The sequence below is a fragment of the Nitratireductor sp. J20-h4 genome (assembly GCF_056780505.1).
Map to the genome: position 1 here is coordinate 1,439,407 of NZ_CM165557.1, position 25,587 is coordinate 1,464,993.

Annotated in this window: 24 protein-coding genes; 18 read left to right on the top strand and 6 right to left on the bottom strand. The window is 66.0% G+C overall.

The features are described 5' to 3' along the window. Nucleotides 1–7: 7 nt before the first annotated feature. Both ACT2B0_RS07010 and prfB read left to right on the top strand, forming a co-directional pair. Nucleotides 8–2,467, top strand: coding sequence for a penicillin-binding protein 1A (locus ACT2B0_RS07010; RefSeq protein ID WP_473462938.1), 2,460 nt, complete (start codon nt 8–10; stop codon nt 2,465–2,467). Nucleotides 2,468–2,577: 110 nt separating this feature from the next. Then, a protein-coding gene (gene prfB, locus ACT2B0_RS07015) for a peptide chain release factor 2 (RefSeq protein WP_473462939.1) occupies nt 2,578–3,709 on the top strand; the annotation gives its coding sequence in 2 pieces (ribosomal slippage) (nt 2,578–2,643 and nt 2,645–3,709; 1,131 coding nt in all). Between the two features lie 156 nt (nt 3,710–3,865). On the opposite strand, the gene ACT2B0_RS07020 is transcribed toward prfB, so the two are convergent. Beyond that, nucleotides 3,866–5,047: an ABC transporter substrate-binding protein gene (locus ACT2B0_RS07020; protein WP_473462942.1), complete on the bottom strand. Its 1,182-nt coding sequence runs from the start codon at nt 5,045–5,047 to the stop codon at nt 3,866–3,868. Between the two features lie 155 nt (nt 5,048–5,202). Further along, nucleotides 5,203–6,168 (bottom strand): LysR family transcriptional regulator, encoded by a 966-nt coding sequence (locus tag ACT2B0_RS07025; protein ID WP_473462944.1) that lies wholly within the window; start codon nt 6,166–6,168, stop codon nt 5,203–5,205. Nucleotides 6,169–6,346: 178 nt separating this feature from the next. On the opposite strand from ACT2B0_RS07025, the gene ACT2B0_RS07030 reads away from it, so the two are divergent. The 3 genes from ACT2B0_RS07030 to ACT2B0_RS07040 are packed head-to-tail and all read left to right on the top strand — an operon-like array spanning nt 6,347 to nt 9,257. Continuing rightward, nucleotides 6,347–7,504 (top strand): FAD-dependent oxidoreductase, encoded by a 1,158-nt coding sequence (locus ACT2B0_RS07030; protein ID WP_473462946.1) that lies wholly within the window; start codon nt 6,347–6,349, stop codon nt 7,502–7,504. A gap of 59 nt (nt 7,505–7,563) precedes the next feature. Then, nucleotides 7,564–8,352 carry an alpha/beta fold hydrolase gene (locus tag ACT2B0_RS07035; RefSeq protein ID WP_473462949.1) on the top strand — a complete coding sequence of 263 codons (789 nt, stop codon included), beginning with the start codon at nt 7,564–7,566 and terminating at the stop codon, nt 8,350–8,352. After that, nucleotides 8,349–9,257 (top strand): alpha/beta hydrolase, encoded by a 909-nt coding sequence (locus tag ACT2B0_RS07040; protein WP_473462950.1) that lies wholly within the window; start codon nt 8,349–8,351, stop codon nt 9,255–9,257. The genes ACT2B0_RS07035 and ACT2B0_RS07040 overlap by 4 nt, the downstream gene beginning before the upstream one ends. Before the next feature lie 6 nt (nt 9,258–9,263). Here ACT2B0_RS07040 and ACT2B0_RS07045 read toward each other — a convergent pair whose 3' ends face one another. Then, complete coding sequence (locus ACT2B0_RS07045) at nt 9,264–10,175, bottom strand: LysR family transcriptional regulator (protein WP_473462952.1); 912 nt, start codon at nt 10,173–10,175, stop codon at nt 9,264–9,266. Between the two features lie 119 nt (nt 10,176–10,294). Here ACT2B0_RS07045 and ACT2B0_RS07050 point away from each other — a divergent pair, with 119 nt between their 5' ends. The 11 genes from ACT2B0_RS07050 to ACT2B0_RS07100 all read left to right on the top strand — a co-directional run bounded on the left by ACT2B0_RS07050 (nt 10,295) and on the right by ACT2B0_RS07100 (nt 21,055). Then, on the top strand, nt 10,295–12,577 hold the full coding sequence (locus ACT2B0_RS07050; RefSeq protein ID WP_473462955.1) for a xanthine dehydrogenase family protein molybdopterin-binding subunit: 2,283 nt from the start codon (nt 10,295–10,297) through the stop codon (nt 12,575–12,577). Beyond that, nucleotides 12,574–13,527, top strand: coding sequence for a dihydrodipicolinate synthase family protein (locus ACT2B0_RS07055; protein ID WP_473462957.1), 954 nt, complete (start codon nt 12,574–12,576; stop codon nt 13,525–13,527). Before ACT2B0_RS07050 ends, ACT2B0_RS07055 begins: the two co-directional genes overlap by 4 nt. Nucleotides 13,528–13,627: 100 nt before the next feature. Beyond that, on the top strand, nt 13,628–14,176 hold the full coding sequence (locus ACT2B0_RS07060) for a 3-hydroxyanthranilate 3,4-dioxygenase (protein ID WP_473462959.1): 549 nt from the start codon (nt 13,628–13,630) through the stop codon (nt 14,174–14,176). A gap of 96 nt (nt 14,177–14,272) precedes the next feature. Further along, entirely contained in the window at nt 14,273–15,442 is a 1,170-nt protein-coding gene (locus ACT2B0_RS07065; protein ID WP_473462962.1) for an ABC transporter substrate-binding protein, read from the top strand. A gap of 76 nt (nt 15,443–15,518) precedes the next feature. Continuing rightward, the gene (locus ACT2B0_RS07070; RefSeq protein WP_473462965.1) at nt 15,519–16,433 is read left to right on the top strand and encodes a branched-chain amino acid ABC transporter permease; all 915 of its coding nucleotides are present in this window, start codon (nt 15,519–15,521) and stop codon (nt 16,431–16,433) included. An 8-nt stretch (nt 16,434–16,441) separates the two neighbouring features. Next, entirely contained in the window at nt 16,442–17,428 is a 987-nt protein-coding gene (locus tag ACT2B0_RS07075; protein ID WP_473462966.1) for a branched-chain amino acid ABC transporter permease, read from the top strand. Further along, a complete protein-coding gene (locus tag ACT2B0_RS07080) occupies nt 17,425–18,183 on the top strand; it encodes an ABC transporter ATP-binding protein (RefSeq protein WP_473462968.1) in 759 nt (252 codons plus the stop codon). Before ACT2B0_RS07075 ends, ACT2B0_RS07080 begins: the two co-directional genes overlap by 4 nt. Beyond that, the gene (locus ACT2B0_RS07085; RefSeq protein ID WP_473462970.1) at nt 18,177–18,878 is read left to right on the top strand and encodes an ABC transporter ATP-binding protein; all 702 of its coding nucleotides are present in this window, start codon (nt 18,177–18,179) and stop codon (nt 18,876–18,878) included. Before ACT2B0_RS07080 ends, ACT2B0_RS07085 begins: the two co-directional genes overlap by 7 nt. Next, the gene (locus ACT2B0_RS07090) at nt 18,835–19,695 is read left to right on the top strand and encodes an aspartate dehydrogenase (protein WP_473462973.1); all 861 of its coding nucleotides are present in this window, start codon (nt 18,835–18,837) and stop codon (nt 19,693–19,695) included. Before ACT2B0_RS07085 ends, ACT2B0_RS07090 begins: the two co-directional genes overlap by 44 nt. A 71-nt stretch (nt 19,696–19,766) precedes the next feature. Beyond that, entirely contained in the window at nt 19,767–20,237 is a 471-nt protein-coding gene (locus ACT2B0_RS07095; protein WP_473465836.1) for a (2Fe-2S)-binding protein, read from the top strand. Then, the gene (locus ACT2B0_RS07100) at nt 20,234–21,055 is read left to right on the top strand and encodes an FAD binding domain-containing protein (protein WP_473462975.1); all 822 of its coding nucleotides are present in this window, start codon (nt 20,234–20,236) and stop codon (nt 21,053–21,055) included. Before ACT2B0_RS07095 ends, ACT2B0_RS07100 begins: the two co-directional genes overlap by 4 nt. Nucleotides 21,056–21,254: 199 nt before the next feature. Here ACT2B0_RS07100 and ACT2B0_RS07105 read toward each other — a convergent pair whose 3' ends face one another. The 3 genes from ACT2B0_RS07105 to ACT2B0_RS07115 are packed head-to-tail and all read right to left on the bottom strand — an operon-like array spanning nt 21,255 to nt 23,631. Then, nucleotides 21,255–21,740 carry a hypothetical protein gene (locus ACT2B0_RS07105; RefSeq protein ID WP_473462977.1) on the bottom strand — a complete coding sequence of 162 codons (486 nt, stop codon included), beginning with the start codon at nt 21,738–21,740 and terminating at the stop codon, nt 21,255–21,257. Nucleotides 21,741–21,780: 40 nt separating this feature from the next. Then, a complete protein-coding gene (locus ACT2B0_RS07110; RefSeq protein WP_473462979.1) occupies nt 21,781–22,839 on the bottom strand; it encodes a D-TA family PLP-dependent enzyme in 1,059 nt (352 codons plus the stop codon). A 33-nt stretch (nt 22,840–22,872) separates the two neighbouring features. Continuing rightward, nucleotides 22,873–23,631 (bottom strand): SDR family NAD(P)-dependent oxidoreductase, encoded by a 759-nt coding sequence (locus tag ACT2B0_RS07115; RefSeq protein ID WP_473462981.1) that lies wholly within the window; start codon nt 23,629–23,631, stop codon nt 22,873–22,875. Nucleotides 23,632–23,912: 281 nt separating this feature from the next. Here ACT2B0_RS07115 and ACT2B0_RS07120 point away from each other — a divergent pair, with 281 nt between their 5' ends. Further along, nucleotides 23,913–24,278: a RidA family protein gene (locus ACT2B0_RS07120; protein WP_473465838.1), complete on the top strand. Its 366-nt coding sequence runs from the start codon at nt 23,913–23,915 to the stop codon at nt 24,276–24,278. A 58-nt stretch (nt 24,279–24,336) separates the two neighbouring features. Continuing rightward, complete coding sequence (locus tag ACT2B0_RS07125; RefSeq protein WP_473462984.1) at nt 24,337–25,578, top strand: amidohydrolase/deacetylase family metallohydrolase; 1,242 nt, start codon at nt 24,337–24,339, stop codon at nt 25,576–25,578. Nucleotides 25,579–25,587 lie beyond the last annotated feature (9 nt).

Here is a 25,587-nt window from a genome sequence, read left to right on the forward strand (position 1 = left end):
AGTACGGATGATACGTCTTATCGGTTATTTCTTCGGCATCGGCATCATGCTGGCGCTCCTGGCCGCCGGCGGCATCGCGCTATATGTCGGTGACTTGACAAGCGATCTGCCGGACTACGAGGTCCTCGCCAAATACGAGCCGCCCGTGACCACGCGCGTGCACGCTGCCGACGGCTCGCTGATGGGCGAGTTCGCGCGCCAGCGCCGACTCTACCTGCCGATCCAGGCCGTTCCGGACCGTGTCAAGGCAGCGTTCCTGTCGGCAGAGGACAAGAATTTCTACCAGCATCCCGGCATCGACGTGATGGGCCTCACCCGCGCGGTGGTGACCAATCTGCGCAACATGGGCTCGGGGCGCCGGCCGGTGGGCGCGTCGACGATCACCCAGCAGGTCGCCAAGAATTTCCTTCTGACCTCCAAGCAGACCTATGAACGCAAGATCCGCGAGATGCTGCTCGCCTTCCGCATCGAGCAGGCCTATTCCAAGGATCGGATCTTTGAGCTCTATCTCAACGAGATCTTCTTCGGGCTCGGGTCCTACGGCATCGCCGGCGCGGCCCTGACCTATTTCGACAAATCCGTCAACGAACTGACCGTTGCCGACGCCGCCTATCTTGCCGCTCTGCCGAAGGGGCCGTCCAACTATCATCCCTTCCGCTACACCGAACGCGCGATCGAGCGGCGCAACTGGGTGATCGACCAGATGGTCGACAACGGTTATGTCGATCCGCGCGAAGGCGAGAAGGCCAAGGCGACCGGTCTGAACGTCAAGCCGCGCCGCGGTGGCACCTATCTGTTCGCCGGTGAGTATTTTACCGAGGAAGTCCGTCGAGAGCTCATTTCCCGCTATGGCGAGAACGCCCTGTACGAGGGCGGGCTGTCGGTGCGCACCACGCTCGATCCCCAACTTCAGGTGATAGCGCGCTCTGCGCTTCAAAACGGTCTGCAGCGCTATGACACGCTGCGCGGCTATCGCGGTCCGGTCACGACGATCGATATTTCCGGCGATTGGGGCGTGCCGCTGGCGGAGGTGGACGCGCTCAGCGACGTGCCGGAGTGGAAGGTCGCCGTGGTGCTGGCCTCCGACGCCGAGGGCCTCACCGTCGGGCTCCAGCCGGGGCGCAAGGTTTCCGGCGATATCGCCGAGGACCGCGAGACGGTGCCGGTGCCGCTCGCCAACATGAAATGGGCCATGCGCCATGTGGTCGACGGCAAGCGGCTCAAGGCGAAGTCGCCGGCCGACGTGCTGGCGCCGGGCGCCGTCGTCTATGTCGAGAAGGTCGAGGCCAGCGAAGGCGAGCCCGGCGGCTGGATGCTGCGCCAGGTGCCGCAGGTCAGCGGCGGCATGGTCGCCATGGATCCGCATACCGGGCGTGTGCTCGCCATGGTCGGCGGGTTTTCCTATTCCCAGTCGGAATTCAACCGCGCCACGCAGGCCTATCGCCAGCCCGGCTCGGCCTTCAAGCCGTTCGTCTATGCCGCCGCGCTCGACAATGGCTACACGCCGGCCTCCGTGGTGCTCGATGCGCCGATCACCATCCGCATCGGCAACGATGTCTGGCAGCCGAAGAATTACGGCGGCAAGTCCGCCGGCCCCTCTACGCTGCGCGCCGGCATCGAGCGCTCGCGAAACCTGATGACCGTGCGGCTCGCCAACGACATGGGCATGCCGCTGGTGGCCGAATATGCCGAGCGATTCGGGGTCTACGACAAGATGGCGCCGCATATCGCCAACTCGCTCGGTTCCGGCGAGACCACGGTCATGCGCATGGTTTCGGCCTATTCGGTGTTTGCCAATGGCGGGCGCCAGATCAAGCCGTCGCTGATCGACCGCATTCAGGACCGCTATGGCGAAACCGTCTACAAGCACGACGAGCGGCGCTGCGAGGGCTGCAATGCCGAAGCCTGGAACGGCCAGGCGGAGCCGGAGCTGATCGACGATGCCGAACAGGTGCTCGATCCGATGACGGCCTATCAGATCACCTCGATGATGCAGGGCGTCGTCCAGCGCGGCACCGCGGTGACGCTCTCCGAACTCGGCCGCCCGATCGCCGGCAAGACCGGCACCACCAATGACGAGAAGGACGCCTGGTTCGTCGGCTTCACCCCCGACATCGTCGTTGGTGTGTATATGGGCTACGACCAGCCCAGGCCGATGGGCAAGGGATCGACTGGCGGCGGGCTTGCCGCCCCGATCTTCAAGGAGTTCATGGCCGAGGCCCTGAAGGACATGCGTCCGGTCGATTTCCAGGTCCCCGAAGGCATGAAGCTGATCGCCATCAACCGCAAGACCGGCATGAACGCCAACCAGGGCGAGGGGGGCGTCATCATGGAAGCCTTCAAGCCGGGAACCGGACCCGCCGACACCTATTCCATCATTGGCGGCGATTTCGGCATCTCCGAACCGGCGGCGATCTCGCCCTCGGCGAGCCGCGCGATCTCGTCCGGCGGCGGTGGCCTCTACTGACCTTTTGACGCGCGGATTCAAGCGTCGTTCGCGCCTTTACAGGGTGGAGGCGGCTCAATATGGTCCGCCGCGAAATCTTAGGCTCAACACCAAAGAGCAGGTGAACTGCCATGCGCGCGGAAACCGAGACGCTTGTCGACGAAATCAAGCAGGCCATAAGCCTGCTGAGGAGGCATCTTTGACTGGGATCAGGCCCGCAAACGTCTCGACTATCTGAACTCGCGCGCCGAGGACGGCGATCTGTGGAACGATCCCCAGCAGGCCCAGGAGCTGATGCGCGAGCGTCAGGCGCTCGAGGATTCGATCGCCGCCATCACCCGCATGGACACCGCGCTTGACGACAATGTCGAGCTGATCGCGCTTGGCGAGGAGGAGGGCGACGACGCCGTCGTCGCCGAGGCCGAAGCCGCGATCAAGGCGCTGAAGACGGAACTGGCCGACCGGCAGATCGAGACGCTGCTGTCGGGCGAGGCCGATGCCAACGACGCCTATCTCGAGGTCCATGCCGGCGCCGGCGGAACCGAGAGCCAGGACTGGGCCAACATGCTGTTGCGCATGTATTCGCGCTGGGCCGAGCGGCGCGGCTTCAAGGTCGAGGCGCTCGAGGTCCATGACGGCGAGGAGGCCGGCATCAAGTCCGCCACCATCCTCGTCAAGGGCCACAATGCCTATGGCTGGCTGAAGACGGAATCGGGCGTGCACCGGCTGGTGCGGATTTCGCCCTATGACAGCAATGCCCGGCGCCACACCTCCTTTGCCAGCGTGTGGGTCTACCCGGTGATCGACGATTCGATCGACATCGAGGTCGCCGAGTCCGACGTCCGTGTCGACACCTATCGTGCCTCCGGCGCCGGCGGTCAGCACATCAACACCACCGATTCGGCGGTACGCATCACCCATGTGCCGACCGGCATCGTCGTCCAGTGTCAGGCCGAACGCTCGCAGCACAAGAACCGCGCCAAGGCCTGGGATATGCTGCGTGCACGCCTCTACGAGGAAGAGCTGAAAAAGCGCGAGGAGGCCGCCAGCGAGACGGAGGCCTCCAAGACCGATATCGGCTGGGGCCATCAGATCCGGTCCTACGTGCTTCAGCCCTACCAGCTCGTGAAGGATCTGCGCACCGGCACCGAGAGCACCAGTCCCCAGGACGTGCTGTCAGGCGATCTCGACGCCTTCATGAAGGCGTCCCTGTCGCAGCGCGTCCATGGCGGCGACGCCGCCGAAGTGGCCGATCTCGACTGACCGCGCACGGCGGCCGCGCCGCGCGGCCGTCCGCTCCCCGAAACGACTTATTCGGACGGAACCGATTTTTGTGCCTGCGCACGAAAGAAGGCCGGGGCGTTTCCGCTCCGGCCTTTCCGCCCTTTGCACGCAGATGCGCGCCGGGCGCGCCAGCCCCTATTCGGCGGCCGGCATCTCGCATTCACCGGCATAGCTGTCGCCATGTCCGCTCAGCACCTTGCTGTCCGTCTTCAGCGTCATCGTGCCGTCTTCGGTCTTGACCGCCTTCAGCGCGTACCAGTCCTGCACCGGGTGCTGGTTGGGGCCGAACTTGAAGGAGCCGCGCACCGAGGGAATGTCGGCGCCGAGCAGGGCGGAGCGGAACGCGGCCACGTCGTCGACGCCCGACGCGCTGCCTTCGAGCCCGGCTGCGATCAAAAGGGCCGCGTCATAGCCCTGGGCGGCGTAATAGGTCGCGGGCCGGTCGCCGTATTTTTCCCGCCAGGCGGCCATGAAGGCCTTGTTGACCGGATTGTCGAAATCGTCGTTCCAGTGGCTGGTCACCTGCAGGCCCTCGGCAGCCTCGCCGACGGCGCCGACGATGACGTGGTCGAGCGAAGCGGGATGGACGACCATCGGAATTTCCTTGAGCAGACCCGCCTGCTGGTATTGGCGCATGAAGGCGATGCCGAGCCCGCCGGGTTCGAATTCATAGACCACGTCCGGCTTGGCGGCCCGAATCTGCGCCATCTCGGCGGCGAAGTCGGTCTGGTCGAGCCCGGTATAGATCTCGCCGACGATCTCGCCCTTGTAGAACCGCTTGAAGGCGACCATGGTTTCCTTGCCGGCCTGGTAGTTCGGCGCGATCAGAAAGGCTTTCTCGTAGCCGAGTGACTGCGCCAGCGCGCCGGCGCTCTCGCCCTGACTGTCGTCCTGCCAGGAACTGACGAAATAATTGGGATGGCATTCCTTGCCGGCGAAGGTGGAGGAGGCCGTGTTCGGGCTGACGTAAACGGCGCCGTTGTCGAGAATCTCCGGAACCGCGGCGAAGGCCACGTTGGCGAACACGATGCCGGTGAACAGCTTGACGTCGTCACTCAGCAGTTTTTCGGTGATCTGGCGCGCATTGCCGGGTTTGAGCCCGTCATCTTCGACGATCAGTTCCACCGCCGTGCCGCCGAGCTTGCCGCCATTCGTCTCGATCGCCAGTTCGAAACCGTCGCGAATGTCCTGGCCCAGATAACCCGCCGGTCCGGACAAGGTGGTGATCATGCCGATCCGGATCGGATCGTCGGCCTGGGCGCCACTCAGCGTTGCCAGAGTAAATGCCGTCGCGACGGCAAGGGCTTTGAAAGTCATTGTTTGCTCCCCACGTGAACACAAGGTCCGCTGCCATGTCGGGCAGGGCCGCTCGGTGCGGCCACCCGGCGGCCACGTCTGGAAGGCTTGGCGCAAACGGGGTGGTGGTAAAGGGAATAATGCTCAGTTGGTTATGACTGATAGGAATAGCAAACCTATTCGGGTTGCCGATCCTTCAACCCGGGGTGTGATTCGGCATTCGTCAGCTCGGCGGCTACGAGGCGCAGCGTTTCGATCAGTTCCTTGGCGGCCGGCGACAGGCGCGCATTGGCCCTGGTGGTGATGCCGATCGAGCGCCTGGTGGCGCCGAGCGACACCGGCAATATACTCATGACGCCGAAGGCCGCTTCGCGCCGCGCGGCCTGGACGGGCAGGACACCCAGATAATCGGCGTTGACCAGCAACCCGCGATTGGTCAGCAACGATACAGATTCCACCGCGTGCGCCGGCGGTTCCAGTCCCTCCAGGCGAAAGGCGATGTCGATCTGGCGGCGCAGGCTGGTTTCCTGGGGCGGCATTATCCAGTCCCAGCCGATCAGGTCGGCAAGGACGACCTTTTCGCGCTCGGCCAGCGGATGGCCGCGGCGCGCGACCACGCAGGCCATGTCGTCCAACAGGGTTTCCTGGATCACGTCCTGGCGTTCGCGATGCTCCGACAACCGCCCGACGACCAGATCGAGCTCGCCGCTGCGCAGTGCCGGCACCAGAACGTCGCCGGTCCCTTCCACGATGCGGATCACGATACGGGGCCGCTCGCGGCGCAGCCGCGCGATGGCGGTCGGCAGCAATTCGGCCGAAGCCGACAACAGCGTGCCGATGGCGATGCGCCCGCCGGTGCCGTCGCGCAGGTCGGCCAGGTGCTCCTCGGCATGCGTGAGCTGGGTGATGATGAAGCGCGCGTGCTCGGCCAGGGTTTCGCCGAAGATCGTGGGCACGACGCCGCGATTGGTGCGGTCGAACAATTGCGATCCCGTCAGCGCTTCGATCTCCTGAAGCGCCTTGGTCACGGCCGACTGCGTCATGTTGAGCCGCTTGGCGGCGCCGACCAGATTGCCCTCGTCGACGATGGCCACGACCATGCGAAGATGGCGGATCTTGAGACGGCTGGCGAGGAGTTTCATGCTGCGGGGTTCTCTGTCGTCGGCAATCGGATATTCGCAAGTATCATATCAAATTCTCTACAATTCAATTGTGCGAATAGCGTCAAGCTGGAAACGTTCCCACCGAATGCAACAAACCAGGTGCCCGGCGCGGCCCTCGCGCTGCGCCGGCGCCGACACGCAGAATGGACGATCGACTATGGCCAAGGGCAACGACCGGCGCCGTCTGGCGGAAATCGCCGGCGCGGGAATTGGAGGGCTGACCGTTGCCGCCGCGCTTTCGGCGCGCGGATGGGAGGTGACGGTTCACGAACGGGCTCCCGACCTGCGCACCTTCGGGGCCGGTATCTACATCTGGAGCAATGGTCTCCGGGTACTCAAGGCGCTCGGCGCTTATGACGAGGCGACCGCCGACGCCCATGTCGGTCCGCTGTTCGAGACCCGCGATCACGACAACAAGGTCATGGAAGAGATCCCGATCAACCGCCCCGGCAATGCGCGGCTGATCACCATCCTGCGCGAAACCCTGACCCGCTCGCTGATCAATGTGTGCCACGCCGGCGGCGTCGAAATCCGCACCGCGTCGGAGGCGGTCGGGGCCACGCCGGACGGGACGCTGTTGCTGGCCGACGGCGCCCAGCGCCCGGCCGATCTCGTGGTCGGCGCCGACGGCATCAACTCGGCCGTGCGCGATTCGCTCGACCTGTTGATGTATCGCAAGCATCTCGGCTACGGGGCGATCCGCATGTTGATCCCGCGCGCCGACGGTGACGTGGCCGCGGCCGACCGCGACAAATATATCGAGCATTTCTCCGGCAGTCGCCGCATCCTCTACACCCCGGCAAGCGCCACCGAGCTCTATGTCGCGCTGTGTTGCGCCTCCGACGACGAGGCGGCGATGGCCGTGCCCGCCGACCGGGCTTTGTGGACGGAGTCCTTTCCGCATCTGGCGTCCCTCGTCGCCCGGTTCGACGATTCGGGACGCTGGGACGCCTTCGAGGTGGTGAAACTCAAGCGCTGGAGCAAGGGCCGCGCGGCCGTTCTGGGCGACGGCGCCCATGCCATGCCGCCTTATCTCGGCCAGGGCGGCGGCTGCGCGCTGATGAACGGCATCGGGCTTGCCGCCGCCGTCTCCGACGCGCCCGACATTGCCGCCGCGCTCGAGGCCTGGGAGGCGCGCGAACGCCCGCTGACCGAGCACACCCAGGAACAGTCCGAGCGCCAGGGCGACATGAATTACTGGCCCGACGCGCTGCGCTCGCAGGTGCTGACCATCACCGGTCGTTCGCATGAACTCGCCATGCAGCGCATGAAGACGGCCTTGCACGTGCCGACTGGCACGGCGGACGCGATCTGAACACGCCGCGCCGCGGGCGCGTCGTTGATTGCCACACTGGACCTGCCGGGGAAAATGATATGAAGACCATCGAAATTGGCGCCAATCCGTTCAGCTATGACGACACGGGCGAGGGCGAGGCGCTGCTGCTGCTATCGGGCTGGTGCCAGGACCACCGCCTGTTCAAGACACTTGCCCCGGAACTTGCCCGCACCTATCGCGTCATCCGCTTCGACTGGCGCGGCCATGGCGAGGACCGCACCTATGATGGCGACTTCACCATCGACGACCAGGCCGCCGACGTGGTCGCGTTCGCCGAAAAGCTCGGCCTGGAGCGGGTCGTGCCGATTTCGACCTCGCATGGCGGTTGGGCGAATATCGAGTTCTGCGACCGCATGGGCGCCGAGCGCGTGCCGCGCAGCGTGGTGATCGACTGGATCATGGTCAGCCCGGACGAGTCCTTCTTCACCAAGATCGACGACATCCAGGATCGGCAGAACTGGGAAAGCGGTCGCAAGGATTTCTTCAACCACTGGATCGGCGACACCGACAATCAGGACATTATCGACCACGTTAACGACGAGATGGCGGGGTTCGACTACGAGATGTGGGCGCGCTCGGGTCGCGAGATCGCCAAAGCCTATCGCAAATGGGGCAACCCGATGTCGCGGATGAAAGCGCTGGCGCAGACCCGTCCGATCACGCATATTTTCTCGCAGCCCTTCGAAGAGGACTATCTGCAGGCGCAGCGCGATTTCGCCGCCAACCACCCCTGGTTCGTGCCCAACAAGCTGGAGGGCAGGACCCACTTCCCGACGCTCGAGCAGCCGCGCGCCGTCGCGGACGCGGTCCGCGCCTTTCTCGCATGAACGGGCCGGCAGCCTCGCTGCTGGAGGCGCTGCGGGCCGAAGCCGGTTTGGCGCGCGCGCGCCTCGACGGCGATTACAATGCCCGCGCGAGCGTCTCGCCGGAACGCTTCGAGCGCGAAATGCAGCGCTATCGCGCTCTGTCGGAGCCCGCGCGCGCCATGCAAGGTACGGCGCTCGACCTGGTCTATGACGAAGAAAGCGGCCAAACGCTCGACATTTTCGGCGCGGCCGCGCCCGGCGAGCGCTTGCGGCCGGTCTTCCTGTTCATCCATGGCGGGTACTGGCGGGCCCTGTCCAAGGCGGATTCGGCCTTCATGGCGCCGATGCTCGGGCGCCACGGCATCGCCACCGCCGTTCTCGACTACCGGCTGGCGCCCGCGGCTTCGTTGGCCGAGATCGTGCGCGAGGTGCGCGCGGCGGTCGCCTTCCTGTGGCGGCGCGGCGCGAATTTCGGCGTCGACCCGCAACGGATTTATGTCGGCGGCAGTTCGGCCGGCGGACATCTGACCGGCGCCGTGCTTGCCGATGGCTGGCAGGAGGGCCTGGCCCTGCCGCCGCAGGTCGTCAAGGGCGCCTTGCCGATCAGCGGCCTGTTTCACCTGGCGCCGATCGCCCGGTCCTTCGTCCAGGAATGGATCCGGCTTTCGCCGCAAGACGTCGCCGCGCTCAGCCCGGCCGAGCATGTGCCGCGCGCTGGCTGCCCGATCGTCGTTGCGTTTGCCGCGGGCGAACCGGACGGTTTTGGCCGCCAGTCGCGCGCCTATCATACGCTGTGGCAGGCGTCGGGGTCCGTATCGAGCCTGGTGGAGGTGCCGGACCGCAATCATTTCGATGTCGTGCTCGATCTCGCCGACGACGACAGCGCCTTGTCGCATACCCTGCGAAGCCTGATCGCCGGCGGCTAGAACCTCTCAGTTCGTCTCGCGCGGCGTGAGTTTTTGTGCATAACGGCGCAGCACCGTGCTGAAGGCCGACACCGCCGGCGACACCGAGCGCCCGCTGGCATGGATCAGCACCACCTCGCGCGCAATGCCGGGCTCGACCAGAAGCTTGCCGGCGACCTTGTGGTGGCGGGCGGCCACCAGCGCGTAGGTCGGCAGCACCGAGATCCCGAGCCCGGCCTCCGCCAGCGCCAGCGCCGTCGTGATATGGGTCACCTCGTAGGCGGGTTTCATCGGCAGTTGCACGGTCTCGAAGCCGACCTCGACCAGCAGCCGGATGCCGCTGTCGCGGGTCAGCGTGATCAGCGGATGGCCGCCGAGTTCGCGCCAGCGCACGGTCGTGGCCGCGTAGAACGGGCTTTGATAGCCGCAAAACAGCATCAAATTGTCACGCATCAGCGTCACCCGCTCGATACCGTCCTCACCGGGCGGAAAGGTCCCCAGGCCGCAATCGGCGCGGCCCGACATCACCGCCTCGACGATCTGCTCGGTGCCGACATCGACCAGTTCGACGGTGACGCCGGGATGGCGCTCGCGGAAGGCGGCGATCGCATAGGGCAGGACCACGGCCGCCAGCAGCGGCGGCGCGGCGACCCGAATGCGCCCGCGTCGCCGTTCGGCCAGGTCGCGCGTGCGGCCGACGGCAAGCTGCAGGTCCTCCAGCGCCTTGCCGGCCGAACTCCAGAACTCCCGTCCGGCCTCCGTCAGTTCGACACGCCGCGTCGTGCGGTCGAAGAGCCTGACGCCGAGCTCGGCTTCGAGATCCTTGACCGCCTGCGACAGCGCCGGCTGCGCGATGCCGAGACGGCGCGAGGCGCGCGAGAAATTGCCGGCCTCGGCCACGCCCAGAAAACTCTCGATCTGCCTGATGGTCACCTTCATCGGGGTTATATATCGGAATTTCCGATTAATTCATACGATAAATCACGATTGTCATATAGGTTGGCGGCGTGTTTGCTGATCTCCAACGACCGTTCCGAAATGTCGGGGGAGAGACGAACTTGAATGCACGCGGCGATATCGGTCAGGCGCGACCGCGCTGGCTCGGGCGGAGCCTGCCCCGCGTCGAGGACCGTCGTCTCGTTACCGGCGCGGGGGCCTATGTCGACGATCACCTGCCCGACGGGTGCCTGCATCTGGAATTTGTCCGCAGCGCCTATCCGCATGGCCGGCTCGGCCCGCTTGAGTTGGAAGAGGCGCGCTCCGCCGAGGGCGTGGTCGCCGTGTTTTGCGCCGCCGATCTCGGCGAGCTTGGTCAAACCGCCGTCAACATCGTCCTCCCGGACATGACCGCGCGACCGCTTCGCCTGCTTGCCGGCGAGGCGGTCGAGGCCGCCGGCGAGGCCGTCGCCGCCGTGGTTGCCACCTCCCGGGCGGCGGCGCGCGACGCGGCCGCGCTGGTCGCTTTCGATGTCGAGCCGCTTGCGGTGACGCCGCCGCGCGACGGTGTCGAGCGGGTCGCCGCCGACCGCGTTCTGGGCGATATTGACGACGCGTTTTCGCGCGCGGCAGTGGTGGTCGAAGCGACCGTCGAGCACGCGCTCGTCGCGCCGACCGCGCTCGAACCGCGCGCCGCGCTGGCGGACTGGAACGACGGCGCGCTCACGGCCTGGCTTTCGACCCAGTCGCCCTATCGGGCGCGCGAGGATATGGCGCGCGTTCTCGGCCTGTCGATGGGGCAGGTGCGGGTCATCGCGCCGGATGTCGGTGGTGCCTTCGGCGGCAAATCCTCGATCTATCCCGAGGAGCTGATGGTCGCCTGGGCCGCGCGCAGACTTGCCCGCCCCGTCAAATGGTGTGCCACGCGCGGTGAGGACCTGATCGCGGCCACCCACGGCCGCGGCGCGCGCACCGAAGGTGCGCTGGCGCTTGACGCCGACGGCAGGCTGCTCGGCCTGAGGGCCAGGCTCGCCTTTCCGCTCGGCCACTGGATGCCCTACAGCGCGGCCATTCCGGTCCGCAACGCCGGCCGCATCCTGCCCGGACCCTACAAGGTCGACGCCGTTGCCGTCAGCCTGAGGGCCTCAGACGGCAATCATGCCGGGGTCGGCATCTATCGCGGCGCCGGGCGGCCGGAGGCGGCGATGCTGATGGAGCGGCTGATGGACGAGGCGGCGCGGCGCCTGTCGATCGACCCGGTCGAGATCCGCCGGCGCAATCTGGTCGGTCCGGCCGATTTTCCCTGGCCGATGCCGGATGGCGACGCGCTCGATTCGGGCGACTATCCAGCCTTGCTCGAGCGCATGACGCGCCTGTCAAATTATCAGGCGCTGCGCGCCGCGTGCGAAGAACGGCGCGCCACGGGTCAGGTCGTCGGCCTCGGCGTCGCACTTTACGTGGAGCCGTGCGGGCAGGGGTGGGAAAGCGCCAGCGTGTCGCTGCGCCGCGACGGCGCGATCCAGGTCGCCACCGGCGCCAGCGCCCAGGGGCAGGGGCGTCAGACCGCCTTTTCGCAGATCGTCGCCGACGCGCTCGACCTGGACCCGTCCCAGGTCTGCGTGGTCTACGGCGACACCGCCGACCTGCCGGGGGGCATCGGCGCGCTTGCCAGCCGCAGCACCGCCATCGGCGGCAGCGCCGCGCTGCGCGCCTGTGAGGGGTTGCGCGCGCAAATCGTCGAGGCGGGCGGGGAGCGGCTGAACTGCGCCGCCGCCGATGTCGCGCTCTCGCCCGAAGGTTTGTCGACCGCCGGATCCAAAACCGTTTCCTGGCCGGATTTTGCGCGCCATGTCGGTGGCGAAGCCGGCGATCCGGCCGAACCGGTGCTGACCAGCCAGGTGATCTATCACGCCGACAACGAGGCCTGGAGCAGCGGCTGCTGCCTGGCCATGGTCGCCATCGATCCCGACAGCGGCAGGCTCGAATTCGAAAAACTGGCCTGGGTCGATGATGCCGGCACCGTCGTCAATCCTTTGCTGGTGCGCGGCCAACTCGTCGGCGGCATGGCCCAGGGGGTCGGCGAAGCGCTGATGGAGCGCATCGTCTACGACGAGGACGGCCAGTTGGTCACCGGTTCGTTGATGGATTACGCCGTGCCGCGGGCCGCCGATGTGCCGCTTGTCGATATCGACAAGCTGGAGACGCCCTCGCCGGTCAACGCGCTCGGCGCCAAGGGCGTCGGGGAGGCCGGCTGTATCGGCATTCCCGCCGCGATCGCCAACGCGGTCGGCGACGCGCTCGCCGCGTGCGGCGCCACGCTGCCGCAAATGCCGTTCACCAGTGAAAAACTGTGGTGCGCCCTGCACGAGGCCGGGGTGCTCCGCAATCGATCGGGACAACCATGAAATATTCCAGAAAAGACGCCAAAGCCCACGCCAAGACGCATATGACCGGCATCTGGGCCGCCGCGCTGATGCCGTTCACGCCCTCGCTGGCCCTGGACGAGGACGGGTTTCGCGGCAATATCGATCACTGGATCGAGGATCTCGGCATTGACGGCTTTTTCATCGCCGGCAAGCAGGGCGAGTTCTTCTCCATGTCGCTCGACGAGCGCAAGCGCTGCTTTGACCTCGCGGTCGAGGCCTGCGCCGGCCGGGCCCAGACGATCATGTCGTGTTCGGACCAAAACATGGATGTCGTCATCGACCTCGCCCGCCACGCCCAGAAGTGCGGTGCGGACTATATCGTCGTCCATGCGCCGATCCTGCATTTCTTCAAGGAGCAGGACGAAACGCTGCTCAACTATTACAGCGCCATCGCCGAAAAGGTCGATATCGGCATCGCGCTGTGGAGCCATCCCGACAGCGGCTATCTGATGAGCCCGCAGCTTTGCAATCGGCTTGCCGATATCGAGACGGTGGTGGCGATCAAATATTCGGTGCCGCGGCCGATGTATGCCGAGCTGACGCGGCTCGCCGCCGACCGCATCCAGGTTTCCACCGCCTCCGAGGAGGAATGGCTGGACAACGTTCTGGAACTCGGCTGGCAGCTCTATCTGTGCTCCTCGCCGCCTTATCTGATCCAGACCAAGGCCGACCGGCGCATGCGCGACTATACCGATCTCGCCTTTGCCGGCGAGGCCGACAAGGCGCGTGCGCTGCGCGACAGTCTCGACCCGGTCCGCAAGGCGTTGCGCGAGACCCGGCCGGCCGAAAAGCCGCATGCCCATCAGAAATACTGGCAGGACCTGCTCGGTCAGGCCGGCGGCGCCGTGCGCCCGCCGCTGCTGGAACTGACGGAAGAGGAGAAGGCGGCCACGCGCGCGGCTTTCGCGGCGTGCGGACTAAAGCTCTAGCTCATTTCGACGGCCGGGCCTCGGGCATGGCCTGCGAATACGGATCCCGGGCGCTTCGGCGCAGAGACGGCGAATAGACGAACAGGTGAAGGAGGATGACATGACGGAGAGACGGCTTTCGGCGTTCAGCTTTTCCAAGTGGATCGATGAACACCAGCATCTGCTGAAACCGCCGGTCGGCAACCAGCAGATATGGGAAGACGCGGACATGATGGTGACGGTGGTTGGCGGCCCCAACAAGCGTACCGATTATCACGACGATCCGGTGGAGGAGTTTTTCTACCAGCTCAAGGGCGACATGGTCCTCAAACTGGTCGACAACGGCAATTTCTACGATGTGCCGATCCGGGAGGGCGACATCTTTCTCCTGCCGCCGCATGTGCGCCACTCGCCGCAGCGTCCGCAGGAAGGCTCGATCGGGCTCGTCGTCGAGCCGAAGCGCCAGCCCGACCAGCTCGACGCTTTCGAATGGTACTGTTTCGAGTGCCAGGCGCTGGTCAAGCGGGTCGAAGTCTCTCTGAAGAGCATCGTACGCGACCTGCCGCCGATCTATCAGGCCTTTTATGCCGACGAGAAGGCCCGCACCTGCCCGAATTGCGGCACCGTGCATCCCGGCAAAGTGCCGCCGGAGGGCTGGGTCACGCTCTGACCCAGGCGGCGCGTCTCGCCGCATAGTCAGCGGCACGACGCAGGAAAGTCTCCAGATTAATCCGTAATAACAAAGAGATAAATGGGAGAGTTGAGCATGAAAACGAAAACCGTGTTGCTTGCTGCGGCAACATCCGCGGCCATGGCCGTGACCGGCTGGGCGCAGGAGCCCGTCAAGATCGGCATGATCACGACGCTGTCGGGTCCGGCCGGATATCTCGGCCAGGACATTCGCGACGGCTTCCAGCTTGCCATCGACGCCGAAGGCGGCAAGCTCGGCGGCGCGCCGGTGACGCTGATGGTGGAAGATGACGGGCTGAAGCCCGGTAATGGCCGCCAGATCGCCGATCGCTTTCTCAACAATGAAGGCGTGAAACTGTTCACCGGCATTGTCTTTTCCAACGTCGCCGGCGCCACCGTGCCCGACATTCTCGATGGCGATGCGATTTATGTCAGCCCGAACGCCGCCCCGTCCAACATGGCCGGCAAGGGATGCCACGAGAACTATTTCGTCGTCTCCTGGCAAAATGACAGCCTGCACGAAAGCGCGGGCCAGAACGCCACCAATCTCGACTACAAGAGCGCCTTCGTGCTGGCACCCAATTACCAGGCCGGCAAGGACGCGATTTCGGGCTTCAAGCGCTTCTTCAAGGGCGAGATCGTCGGCGAGGTCTATACCCGCCTCGATCAGACCGACTTCGCCGCCGAGATGGCGCAGATCCGCGACGCCAAGCCGGAGGTCGTGTTCCAGTTCCATCCCGGCGGGCTGGGCATCACCTTCATGCGCCAGTACCAGCAGGCGGGCCTTCTCGATGCCGTGCCGATGGTGGTCGCCGAACCGTCGATGGATGGCGTCATCCTGAAAGCGGTCGGCGAGGCCGCGATCGGCGTCAACGTGTCGAGCCACTGGAACTCTGATTTCGACAATGAGGCCAACAAGGCTTTTGTCGCCGCCTGGCAAAAGGCTTATGACCGTCCGCTGACCTATTATGCCAGCCAGGGTTACGACGCCGCGCGCGCCATCGCCTCCGCGCTCAAGGCCACCGGTGGCGATATCGAGGATATCGGCGCGTTTCGCGACGCCCTGCGCAAGGCCGATTTCCAGTCGGTGCGCGGCAAGTTCGCCTTCGGTCCCAATCAGCATCCCGTGCAGGACTGGTACGCGCTCAAGGTGGTTGCCGGCGAGGACGGCAAGCCGGTCTTGAAGACCGGCGCGCGCATCCTGGAAGACCACAGCGACGCCTACGCAAGCGATTGCGCGCTGTGACGCGCCGCCGCCCCGCGCGCACGAAACGTCGCGCGGGGCCTCCTTTCCCCAATCCTTACGGGTTTCGGCAGCTACGATGACCTTGTTTCTCGAACAGATGCTCAACGGACTTCAGCTCGGCGTCATGCTCTTTCTGATGGCGGCGGGCCTGACCCTGATCTTCGGCATCATGGGCATCATCAATCTCGCCCACGGCTCGATCTACATGGTCGGCGCCTATGCCGGCACGCTCGTCATCGGCCAGACCGGCTCCTTCCTGCTCGGCATCGCCGGTGCCCTGGGTGCGGCCGCCGTCACCGGCGTTGTCATGGAGATGGTGGTCATCCGCCGGCTTTACCGACGCGACCATCTCGATCAGGTGCTGGCGACCTTCGCCATCATTCTGATCCTCAACCAGCTCGTCACCATCCTGTTCGGCCGCCAGCCCTTGTTCGTGCCGATGCCGCCGCTGCTTGCCGGCTCGGTCGAGCTTCTGCCGGGCCTGGTCTATCCCGTCTACCGGCTTTCCATCATCGTGGTCGGGCTGCTTGTCGCCGCCGGTCTTTATGTTCTGATCAACCGCACGCGCATCGGCATGCTGGTGCGCGCCGGCTCGACCAATCGCGACATGGTGCGCGCGCTCGGTGTCGACATCCGCATGCTCTACACCGTGGTGTTCGGGATTGGCGCGCTGCTGGCCGGACTTGCCGGGCTGATGGCCGGGCCGATTCTGGCGGTCCAGGTCGGCATGGGCGAGCAGATCTTGATTACCACCTTCGTCGTGGTCGTCATCGGCGGCGTCGGCTCGATCCGCGGCGCCTTTTTCGCCAGCCTGATCATCGGCGTGGTCGACACCATGCTGCGGGCCTATCTGCCGGGCCTGCTGCGCCAAATCATGGTCGGCTCCGAGGCCGATGCGCTCGGCGCCGGCATTTCCTCCATGGGGATCTATCTGTTGATGGCACTCGTTCTTCTTGTCAGGCCGAAAGGCCTGTTTGCGGCCGATTCGTGAGCATTCTCATGAACGGTTCATCCACTTTCAGGCTCGTGCTCTGTCTTTTCGTGCTGGTCGCGCTCGTCGCCCTGCCGGTGTTCGCCGACGCCACCGGCCAGCCGGCGCTGACCTCGCTGGCGACCCGCATCCTGATCTACGGTATCGCGGCGGCGAGCCTCAACCTGGTGCTCGGTTACGGCGGCATGGTGTCTTTCGGTCACGCCGCCTTTTTCGGGATCGGCGGCTACGTCGTCGGCATCCTCTACCAGCACTACGCCGCCGGCGAGCCGCTGTTCGGCTTCATTCCCGGCAGCAACCAGCTTCTGGTCACGCTGCCGGCCGCGATCTTGGTCAGCGGCGCGTTCGCCGCCCTGATCGGCGCGCTGTCGCTGCGCACCAGCGGCGTGCAGTTCATCATGATCACGCTCGCCTTCGCCCAGATGCTGTTTTTCTTGTTTGTCTCGCTGAAGGCCTATGGCGGCGACGACGGGCTGATCATCCGTCGTGCCAATGAAGTGCCCGGCCTCAACATGCGCGACAAGCAGACCATCTATTATGTCTGCCTGACGGCGGCCGTGGTCTTTTTCGTCCTGTTGTGGCGGGTGGTCAATTCGCGCTTCGGCAATGTGCTGGTCGGGCTGCGCCAGAGCGAGCGGCGCATGGCCGCGATCGGGCTGCCGGTCTATCGCTACCAGCTCGCCGCCTTCGTCATTTCCGGCATGGGAGCGGGGCTCGCTGGCGCGCTGATGGCCAATTTCATGCGCTTCGCCAGCCCCGACATGCTGCACTGGACCAAATCCGGCGAACTGATGGTCATGGTCATTCTCGGCGGTGTCGGCACCTTGTTCGGCCCGCTCGCGGGCGCCGCCGTCTTCATCATTCTGGAGACCGTCCTCGCCGCGTGGACCGAATATTGGCAGCTCGGCGTCGGCGCGGTCCTGCTGTTCGTCGTGCTTTACACGCATGGCGGGGTACAGGCCCTGGCGCTGCGCCTTGCCGGGAGGCGCGCATGACGGCCCCTATTCTGGCCGTTCGCGGCCTCGTCAAGCGTTTCGGAGGCTTGCTGGCCACCGACGCGGTCGACCTCGACGTGCGCGCCGGCGAAATCCACGCGCTCATCGGCCCCAACGGCGCCGGCAAGACGACGTTGATCTCGCAGCTCTTTGGCGAGTTGCGCCCCGATGGCGGCACGATCGAGCTCGACGGCAAGGGGATCGACGGGCTCGCAACCGCCGAGCGGGTTTCGCGCGGGCTTGCGCGTTCGTTCCAGATCACCTGCCTGCTGTCGGACTATTCCGTCCGCGACAATGTCGCGATCGCCGTCCAGGTGCGCCAGGGCCACAGTTTTCGCTTCCTGGCCAATGTGCGCGCCGACCGGCAGTTGCGCGCCGAAGCCGACGCGCTGCTGGCCGATGCCGGGCTTGCCGAGCGCGCCGACGAGGTCGTGGCCAACCTGTCGCATGGCGAGCGCAAGCAGTTGGAACTCGTCGTCGCACTCGCCGGTCGGCCGCGCCTGCTGCTGCTCGACGAGCCGATGGCCGGCCTTGGGCATGCCGAAAGCCAGCAGATGATCGCGATGCTGCGCGGCCTCAAGCAGACCGTCGCCATGCTTCTGGTTGAGCACGACATGGACGCCGTCTTCAAGCTGGCCGACCGTATCTCGGTGCTCGTCTACGGCCGGGTGATCGCCACGGGAAGCCCGGACGAGATCCGCGCGCACGCGGAAGTCCGCAAGGCCTATCTCGGCGAAGGAGACGAGGCATGCTGAAGGTCAGCGCCCTGCAGGCCGCTTATGGCGCCAGCCAGGTTCTGTTCGACGTCGCGTTCGAAATCGCCGAGGGCGAGGTGGTCACCCTGCTCGGGCGCAACGGCATGGGCAAGACTACCACTGTGCGCGCGATCATGGGGCTTTTGCCGCCCATGGCCGGTGAGGTGCAGATCGACGGCCGCTCCGTCTTCGGCGCTGCGCCGGAGGCCGTCGCCCGGCTCGGGGTCGGGCTGGTGCCTGAGGGCCGGCAGGTGTTTCCCACGCTCAGCGTGCGCGAAAACCTGGTCGCGACCGCGTCGAACCGGCTGCGGCGTGCCGAGCCCTGGACGCTGGAACGGGTCTATGCGCTGTTTCCGCGCCTGCGCGAGCGCGCCGGGCAATCCGCCGTCACCCTGTCAGGCGGCGAGCAGCAAATGTTGGTCATCGGTCGCGCGCTGATGACCAATCCGCGCCTTCTCATCCTCGACGAGGCGACCGAAGGGTTGGCGCCGGTGATTCGCGCCGAGATCTGGGCCTGTGTCGAGCGCCTCAAGGCCGAAGGTCAGTCGATCCTGTTGATCGACAAGAACATTCATGTCCTTAAACGCCTGGCCAACCGGCATTTCGTGCTTGAAAAGGGACGGACCGTGTGGTCGGGCGATGGCGTGGACCTTGAGCGCGACACTGAAAGGGTGCAGTCTTATGTCGGACTCTAGTCAAGTATCGCGGCGCAGACTGCGTGTCGCCATCGTCGGCTGGGGGGCGATCGCAAGACGCGTCGCCGCGCTGCTGGCCGAACGGGGCAGGGGCGAAATCGCCTTCGTCGCGGTCGCCGTCCGCGACACGGCCGCACCCAGGCCCGATCTGCCGGCCTCGGCCCGGTTGATTGCAGAGCCGGGCGAGTTGACCGGGCTGGATATCGATCTTGTCGTGGAAGCGGCCGGTCGGCCGAGCGTCGAACCCTGGGGCCAGGCAGCGCTTTCGGCCGGGCGCGATTTCGTCGTCTCCTCCACCTCCGCCTTCTGCGACGACGCGCTTCTGGCGCGCCTGGTCGCGAGCGCCGAACGCACCGGCGCGCAAATCCTCGTTCCGCCCGGTGCGATGGGAGGCATCGACGCGCTCGCCGCCGCGGCGACGCTTGATCTCGAAACGGTCGAGCACACCATCGTCAAGCCGCCCGCGGCCTGGCGGGGAACCGCGGCCGAAACGCTGACCGATCTCGACGACCTTGATGGCGCGACGATTTTCTTTTCCGGCACGGCGCGCGAGGCGGCTGACCGCTTTCCGCAAAACGCTAATGTCGCGGTGATTTCCGCGCTGGCCGGCATCGGTCTGGATCGCACACGCGTCGCCTTGTGCGCCGACCCGTCGGTTTCGCGCAACGGTCACCGGATCGCGGCGGAAGGGGCGTTCGGGCGCCTCGATGTGTCGATCGAGAACGAACCCCTCGCGACGAACCCGAAATCGTCCGAAATGACGGCGCTCAGCCTGGTGCGGCTTCTGGAGAACCGCGTTCGCGCGCTGGTGCGTTAGGCGCGATGGAGGTCGGGGGCCGCGTCGGAGCCAGAATGCGGCAGGTGACGCAACTTGACATTGGAGATGAGTTGATGCGGCTGGAAACGGAAATCAACGGCAAGCCGGTCGTGGCCGAGGTCGAGCCGCGCACGTTGCTGGTGGAGTTTCTGCGCGATCAATGCCGGCTGACCGGCACGCATGTCGGTTGTGATACCAGCCAATGCGGCGCCTGTGTCGTTCATCTCGACGGCGTTGCGGTCAAATCCTGCGCGCTGCTCGCGCTCCAGTGCCAGGGTCGCAAGGTCACCACGATCGAGGGCTTGGCCGAGGGCGGGACGCTGCATCCCATGCAGCAGGCCTTCCACGAACATCACGCGCTTCAATGCGGGTTCTGCACGCCCGGTATGATCATGTCGGCGCTCGACATGGTGGCGCGCCACGCCGGCGATCTCGACGAACACACAGTGCGCGAGGAGCTTGAGGGCAATATCTGCCGCTGCACCGGTTATGAAAACATCGTCAGGGCGATCCTGGATGCGGCGGAGACGATGCGGCCATGAACAAGTTCGACTATGCGTGCCCCACATCGCTGGCCGAGACGCTCGGCCTGCTGCGTGAGCGCGACGAGCCGATGCTGCTTGCCGGCGGGCAGACGCTGGTGCCGACCATGAAGCAGGGGCTGGCCGCGCCGGACCTGCTGATCGATCTCAATGGCGTATCGGAGCTGATGGAGCTGGCCGTGTCCGACGGCGGGGTGCGTGTCGGCGCGATGTGCCGGCATGCCGCCGTCGCCGCGTCGCCCGTCGTGCGCGACAATGTCCCGGGGCTCGCCGACCTCGCCGCCATGATCGGCGATGCCCAGGTGCGCAACCGGGGCACGATCGGCGGTTCCGTCGCCAACAATGATCCCGCCGCCGACTATCCGGCAGCTCTGCTCGCACTCGACGCGACGATCAGGACCGACCGCCGCGAGATCGGCGCGGACGCGTTTTTCGTCGACCTGTTCGAGACCGCGCTCGAGCCGGACGAGATGATCCGCGACGTGGTTTTCCCGTCATGCCGCAGCTGCGGCTACCTAAAATTCCGTCAGCCGGCGTCGCGTTTCGCCATCGTCGGCGTTTTCGTCGCGCGTCACCGGCACGGCGTGCGGGTCGCGGTCACCGGCGCGGGCACGGCCGGCGTGTTTCGCTGGACCGAGGCCGAGGCCGCTCTTGACGCGCGTTTCGCCGGCGACGCCGTCGCCGGACTGGAACTCGACCCGGAACAGATGCTGAGCGACATCCACGCAGGCGGCGCCTATCGGGCAAATCTCGTGCGGGTGCTGACCGGGCGCCTGGTCGAGACGCTCGGCGCGGATAGCCGCCACCCGCTGGCATAGGTGTGGCAAGGGGAGTGGTCTGATCGAAAACGCCGGCACCGCCACGATCCCGGCGCCGTATCATTTTGCATTACACGCTTTCGGCCGTCTTGACCGGGACGCCGCCGGGCTTCGCTTCGTTCCCCTGCCGGTGTCCTCGGCCCAGGCCTGATTGGTCTTTGTTCCCCCTGGCTCAAGACGCGTTGTGGACGGGCAGGGCTCACGCGCCAAGCGGATGCGGCATGTACCCGACGAAACCGGCGATTTTCCACACGCCGTCGACCTTGCGGCAGAAATACAGCGTCTGCCATTTGAGCCGCGTCGGCTCGCCGTCGGGGCGGGCGATTGCGCCGTTGAACTTCTTGTGCAGCACGGCGCGGTCGCCGTCGATGTCGATGTCGCGCATATTGGTGATGCGGAACATCGCCTCGCGCAGCGGCTCGCCGAAACGGCTCGCCGCCGATTCCTTCGCCTGGCGCAGCCATTCGTCGCGATAGACCTCCAGCCGCGGAAACTGCAGCCGCCAGGCATCCGCGTCGGCGAGGAAATGGGCGTGCATGCCGAAAAAACTCTCGGCGATGAAGTCGCGCTCGACCATCGACCAGTCCTGGGCGATGAAGGCGTCGATGTCGCGGCGCACCAGCATTTCCCAAAGATAGTGACGGTCGGCGTCGCCTTCCGGAAACGGGTTTTTGTCGAACTGCATGTTGGGCTCCGTAGTGGGTTTTGCCGACATTTTCGTCGTCCTAGGACACGCGGCCGCGCGCGGCGACCGGCACGCGGGCGATCACCTCTTGTCCGTCGATCAGGTGGACGGCGTCGAACAGATTGGACACCACGCACACATGGTTGGGAATGACGCGCACCTTGTCGCCGACCGCCGGCTTGGCCGCGCAGCCGGAAAGGTCGACCACCGCGTGTTCTTCGCTGAGAGCGGTCACCACCGCCTGCGGATAGTCCATGATATGGCCGTGGCCGGGCGCATCGCAGCGGTCGGCGGCCAGCGCCTTGGAGCCGGTATCGAGCACGGCGCGGTCCGGGGTCGGGCGGCTGACAACTGTTGCCAGCACGCTCAACGCGCAATCCTCGAGCGTTCCAAGCCCGAGCGAGACCTGCATGCGGTCGGAATAGATATAGGTTCCCGGCCGGTGTTCGTCGGCAGACGTCACCTCGGCGGCGGCATAAAGATCCGGTGACCCGCCGTTGGAAATGTGCGGCACCTCGAGCCCGGCGTCGGTGAGCATCTTTTTCGCCGACTTGAACCACGCATCCACCTTGGCGCCCGCGCCGCGCGGCGGATAGGTCATCAGCCCCTCGAAGCGCAACCCCGGCGCGGCGTCGATCAGCCTGGCGAGTTCCAGCGCCTCCTGCGGCGACTGCACGCCGCAGCGCCCGGCGCCGGTGTCGCATTCGATCAACACGGGCAGGGGGTGCGATGGATCGGTGAAGCGGCCCGCGTAACCCTCGACGGTCGGCCGGCTGTCGGCGCTCACCGAAAGGGTGAGGCGATGATGCAGGGCGTGCAGCCGGTCCAGCTTGTCGGCGCCGACAATGTTGTAGGGGATGAAGATGTCGGCGATGCCGGCGTCGGCCATCGCCTCGGCCTCGCCGAGTTTCTGGCAGGTGATGCCGACGGCCCCGAGCTCGATCTGGCGTTTGGCAAATAGCGGCAGCTTGTGGGTCTTGATATGCGGACGCAGCGTCAGCCCGTGCGCGTCGGCGTATTCCTGGGCGCGGCGCAGATTGGCGTCGGCGATCCGGCGGTCGATGATCACGGCCGGTGTGTCGAGGTCGAGAAATTTCATGAAAAGGGCTCCGCTGAATGATCGTGATCGCGGCTAGCCGGCGATCTGCTCGAGAAATGGCAGGTTGCTGGCGCTCACGCCCGCATCCACCCGCAATGTGGCACCGGTGATGCCGCTTGCCCAGGACGAGGCCAGAAAGACGATCGCGCGCGCCACTTCGCTCGGTTCCACCAGCCGCGCGAGCGGATAGAGCCGGGTGACGGCGGCCAGGATTTCCGGATTCTCCTCCAGCCGATGCGTCCAGGCGTCGGTCTTGATCGATCCGGGAATGACGGCGTTCGCGCGGATGCCGTTGCGGCCTTCCTCGGTGGCGATCGCCCGCATCCAGGCATGCAGGGCGGCCTTGGCCGCCGAATAGGCCGGATTGCCGTAATGGGCGAGCGCGTTGACCGAGGACACGAACACAAAGGCCGTACCCGAGGGCTGGTCGCGCATCGCCGGCACGAATGCGCGCGACAGCAGCGCCGCGCTGCGGAAATTCACGTTGAGTTCCGCGGCCAGGTTGTCAGGCGTGATGTCGGCGAGCGTTTCCGCGCGTGTCCAGCCGGCGTTCGAGATCACCGCGGCGGGCGCGCCCTTTGCGCAGATCGCCGTGCATGTGCGGTGAAGCGCGTCCTCGTCCAAAAGGTCGAAATGGTGGCTTTCGGCAATGCCGGGCGCTGTCAGATCCGCGCCCGGTCGGTCGCAGGCCACGATGCTTGCGTTGCAATCACGAAGCGTTGCCACCAGCGCGGTGCCCACACCGCCGCCCGCGCCGGTCACGACCACACGTGCGCCCGCGAAATCGATCATGTCTCCCCCCGTCGGTTTCTGCTGCTTGCGGCGCGCGCAACCGGCGTACTGGCGGCCGCGCCGCTTCCGCGGCAGACAGGATGCGAACATTCTTGTAATAAAGCAACACAAAACTATGAAAGATGTTGCTTTCCAACACGGCCTGTAACAGGATCGGATTATCGGTGGCGCAGCAACCTGTTCGTGCGACGCCGCAACGGCGGGGGAAATGCGCCGTGCCTCGCGCGCGGTACGCGGCCTGGCGCATCCGCATCGACGATAAAGTGCCGACTGGAGGTTTTTTGATGTCCAAGCAATGCTTCGGATCGTCCCACGTTCCGCTTTCGCCAGCCGTGCGCGCGGGCGATTTCGTTTATGTTTCCGGCCAGGTCCCGGTCAGCGACGGCAAGGTGGTGCAAGGTGGCATCGTCGAGCAGACCGAGCAGGTGTTGCTCAATGTCGGCGCGGCGCTCAAGCTTGCCGGCTGCACCATGGACGACGTGGTCAAGACGACGGTGTGGCTCGAGGACGCGCGCGATTTCGGCGCGTTCAACACCGTCTACGCTCGTCACTTCCCCACCAATCCGCCGGCACGGACCACGGTGGAGAGCCGGTTGATGATCGACATCAAGATCGAGGTCGAGGCGGTCGCCTACAAGCCCGTGTGAACGGGCGCGGCGAGAACGGAGAGGCTGCCATGGAAGCGCGAACGGGAGCGGTTGGCTGATGTCTTTTGACGTGCTTGTGCGGGGTGGTCGGCTGATCGATCCCAGCCGTGGCGTCGATGCCGTTGTGGATGTCGGCGTCGCTCAGGGGCGGGTGGCCGCGATCGGCGCAGGACTGCCCGTGGACGGCGCGGCCCGCGTCGTCGACGCGGGGGGATGCCTTGTCACCCCGGGGCTGATCGACCTGCACAGTCACGTCTATTGGGGCGGCACGTCCTTGGGCGTCAACGCCGACCGGCTGGCGGCCCCGAGCGGCACCACCACCTATGTCGATGCCGGCAGCGCCGGCGCCGGCAATTTTCTCGGTTTTCGCAGTCACGTGATGGACCGCGCCAAGGTGCGCATCGTGGCCTATCTCAACATTTCCTTCGCCGGCATTTTCGGGTTTTCCAACCGCCTGATGGTCGGCGAATGCGCCGACCTGCGCCTGTGCGACCCGCGCGAGGCGGTCGCCTGCGCGCGTGAGCACAACGACGTTATCGTCGGCATGAAGGTGCGCACCGGCCGTATTGCCGGCGGCACCAGCGGCATCGCGCCGTTGGAACTGGCGATGGAAACCGCCGACCGGGTCGGCCTGCCGGTGATGGCGCATATCGACGAACCGCCGCCCGGGCGCCTCGACGTGCTCGAGCGTCTGCGGCGCGGCGACGTGCTCACCCATTGCTTTCGCCCGTTCCCGAACGCGCCGGTCAACGGCGCCGGCGAGATCAAGGCCGATATGCGCCTGGCGCGCGAGCGCGGCGTCATCTTCGATATCGGCCACGGCATGGGCTCGTTCGATTTCGAGGTCGCGCGCACGATGCTTGCCGGAGGCATGCTGCCCGACGTGATCAGCAGCGATGTCCATCTCTTGTGCGTCGACGGGCCGGCTTTCGATCTTCTGGTGTGCATGTCGAAACTGATGGCGCTCGGCATGCCGCTGACCGAAATCATCCGCGCCACGACGCAGGCGCCCGCCGACGCGATCGGCCGCGAGGACCTCGGCCGGGTGGCCGTCGGCGGTCCGGCCGATCTCAGCGTGCTGGCGCTCGAGCCGGGCAACGTCAGCTTCACCGATTCTGTCGGCAATACGCTGACGGCCACCGAGCGGCTGGTGTCGCGCGGCATCGTTGCCGGCGGCGCCTGGCTGCCCAATGACGAAATCCGTTCCCCGGCCGAGCTGGCCGCGAGCGGGGCCAAAGCGCGTCACACCCATACCGACCTGGTGGTCGCGCATTTCGGCCGCCCCTATTGCCGGCATTGAGGGGCGGCG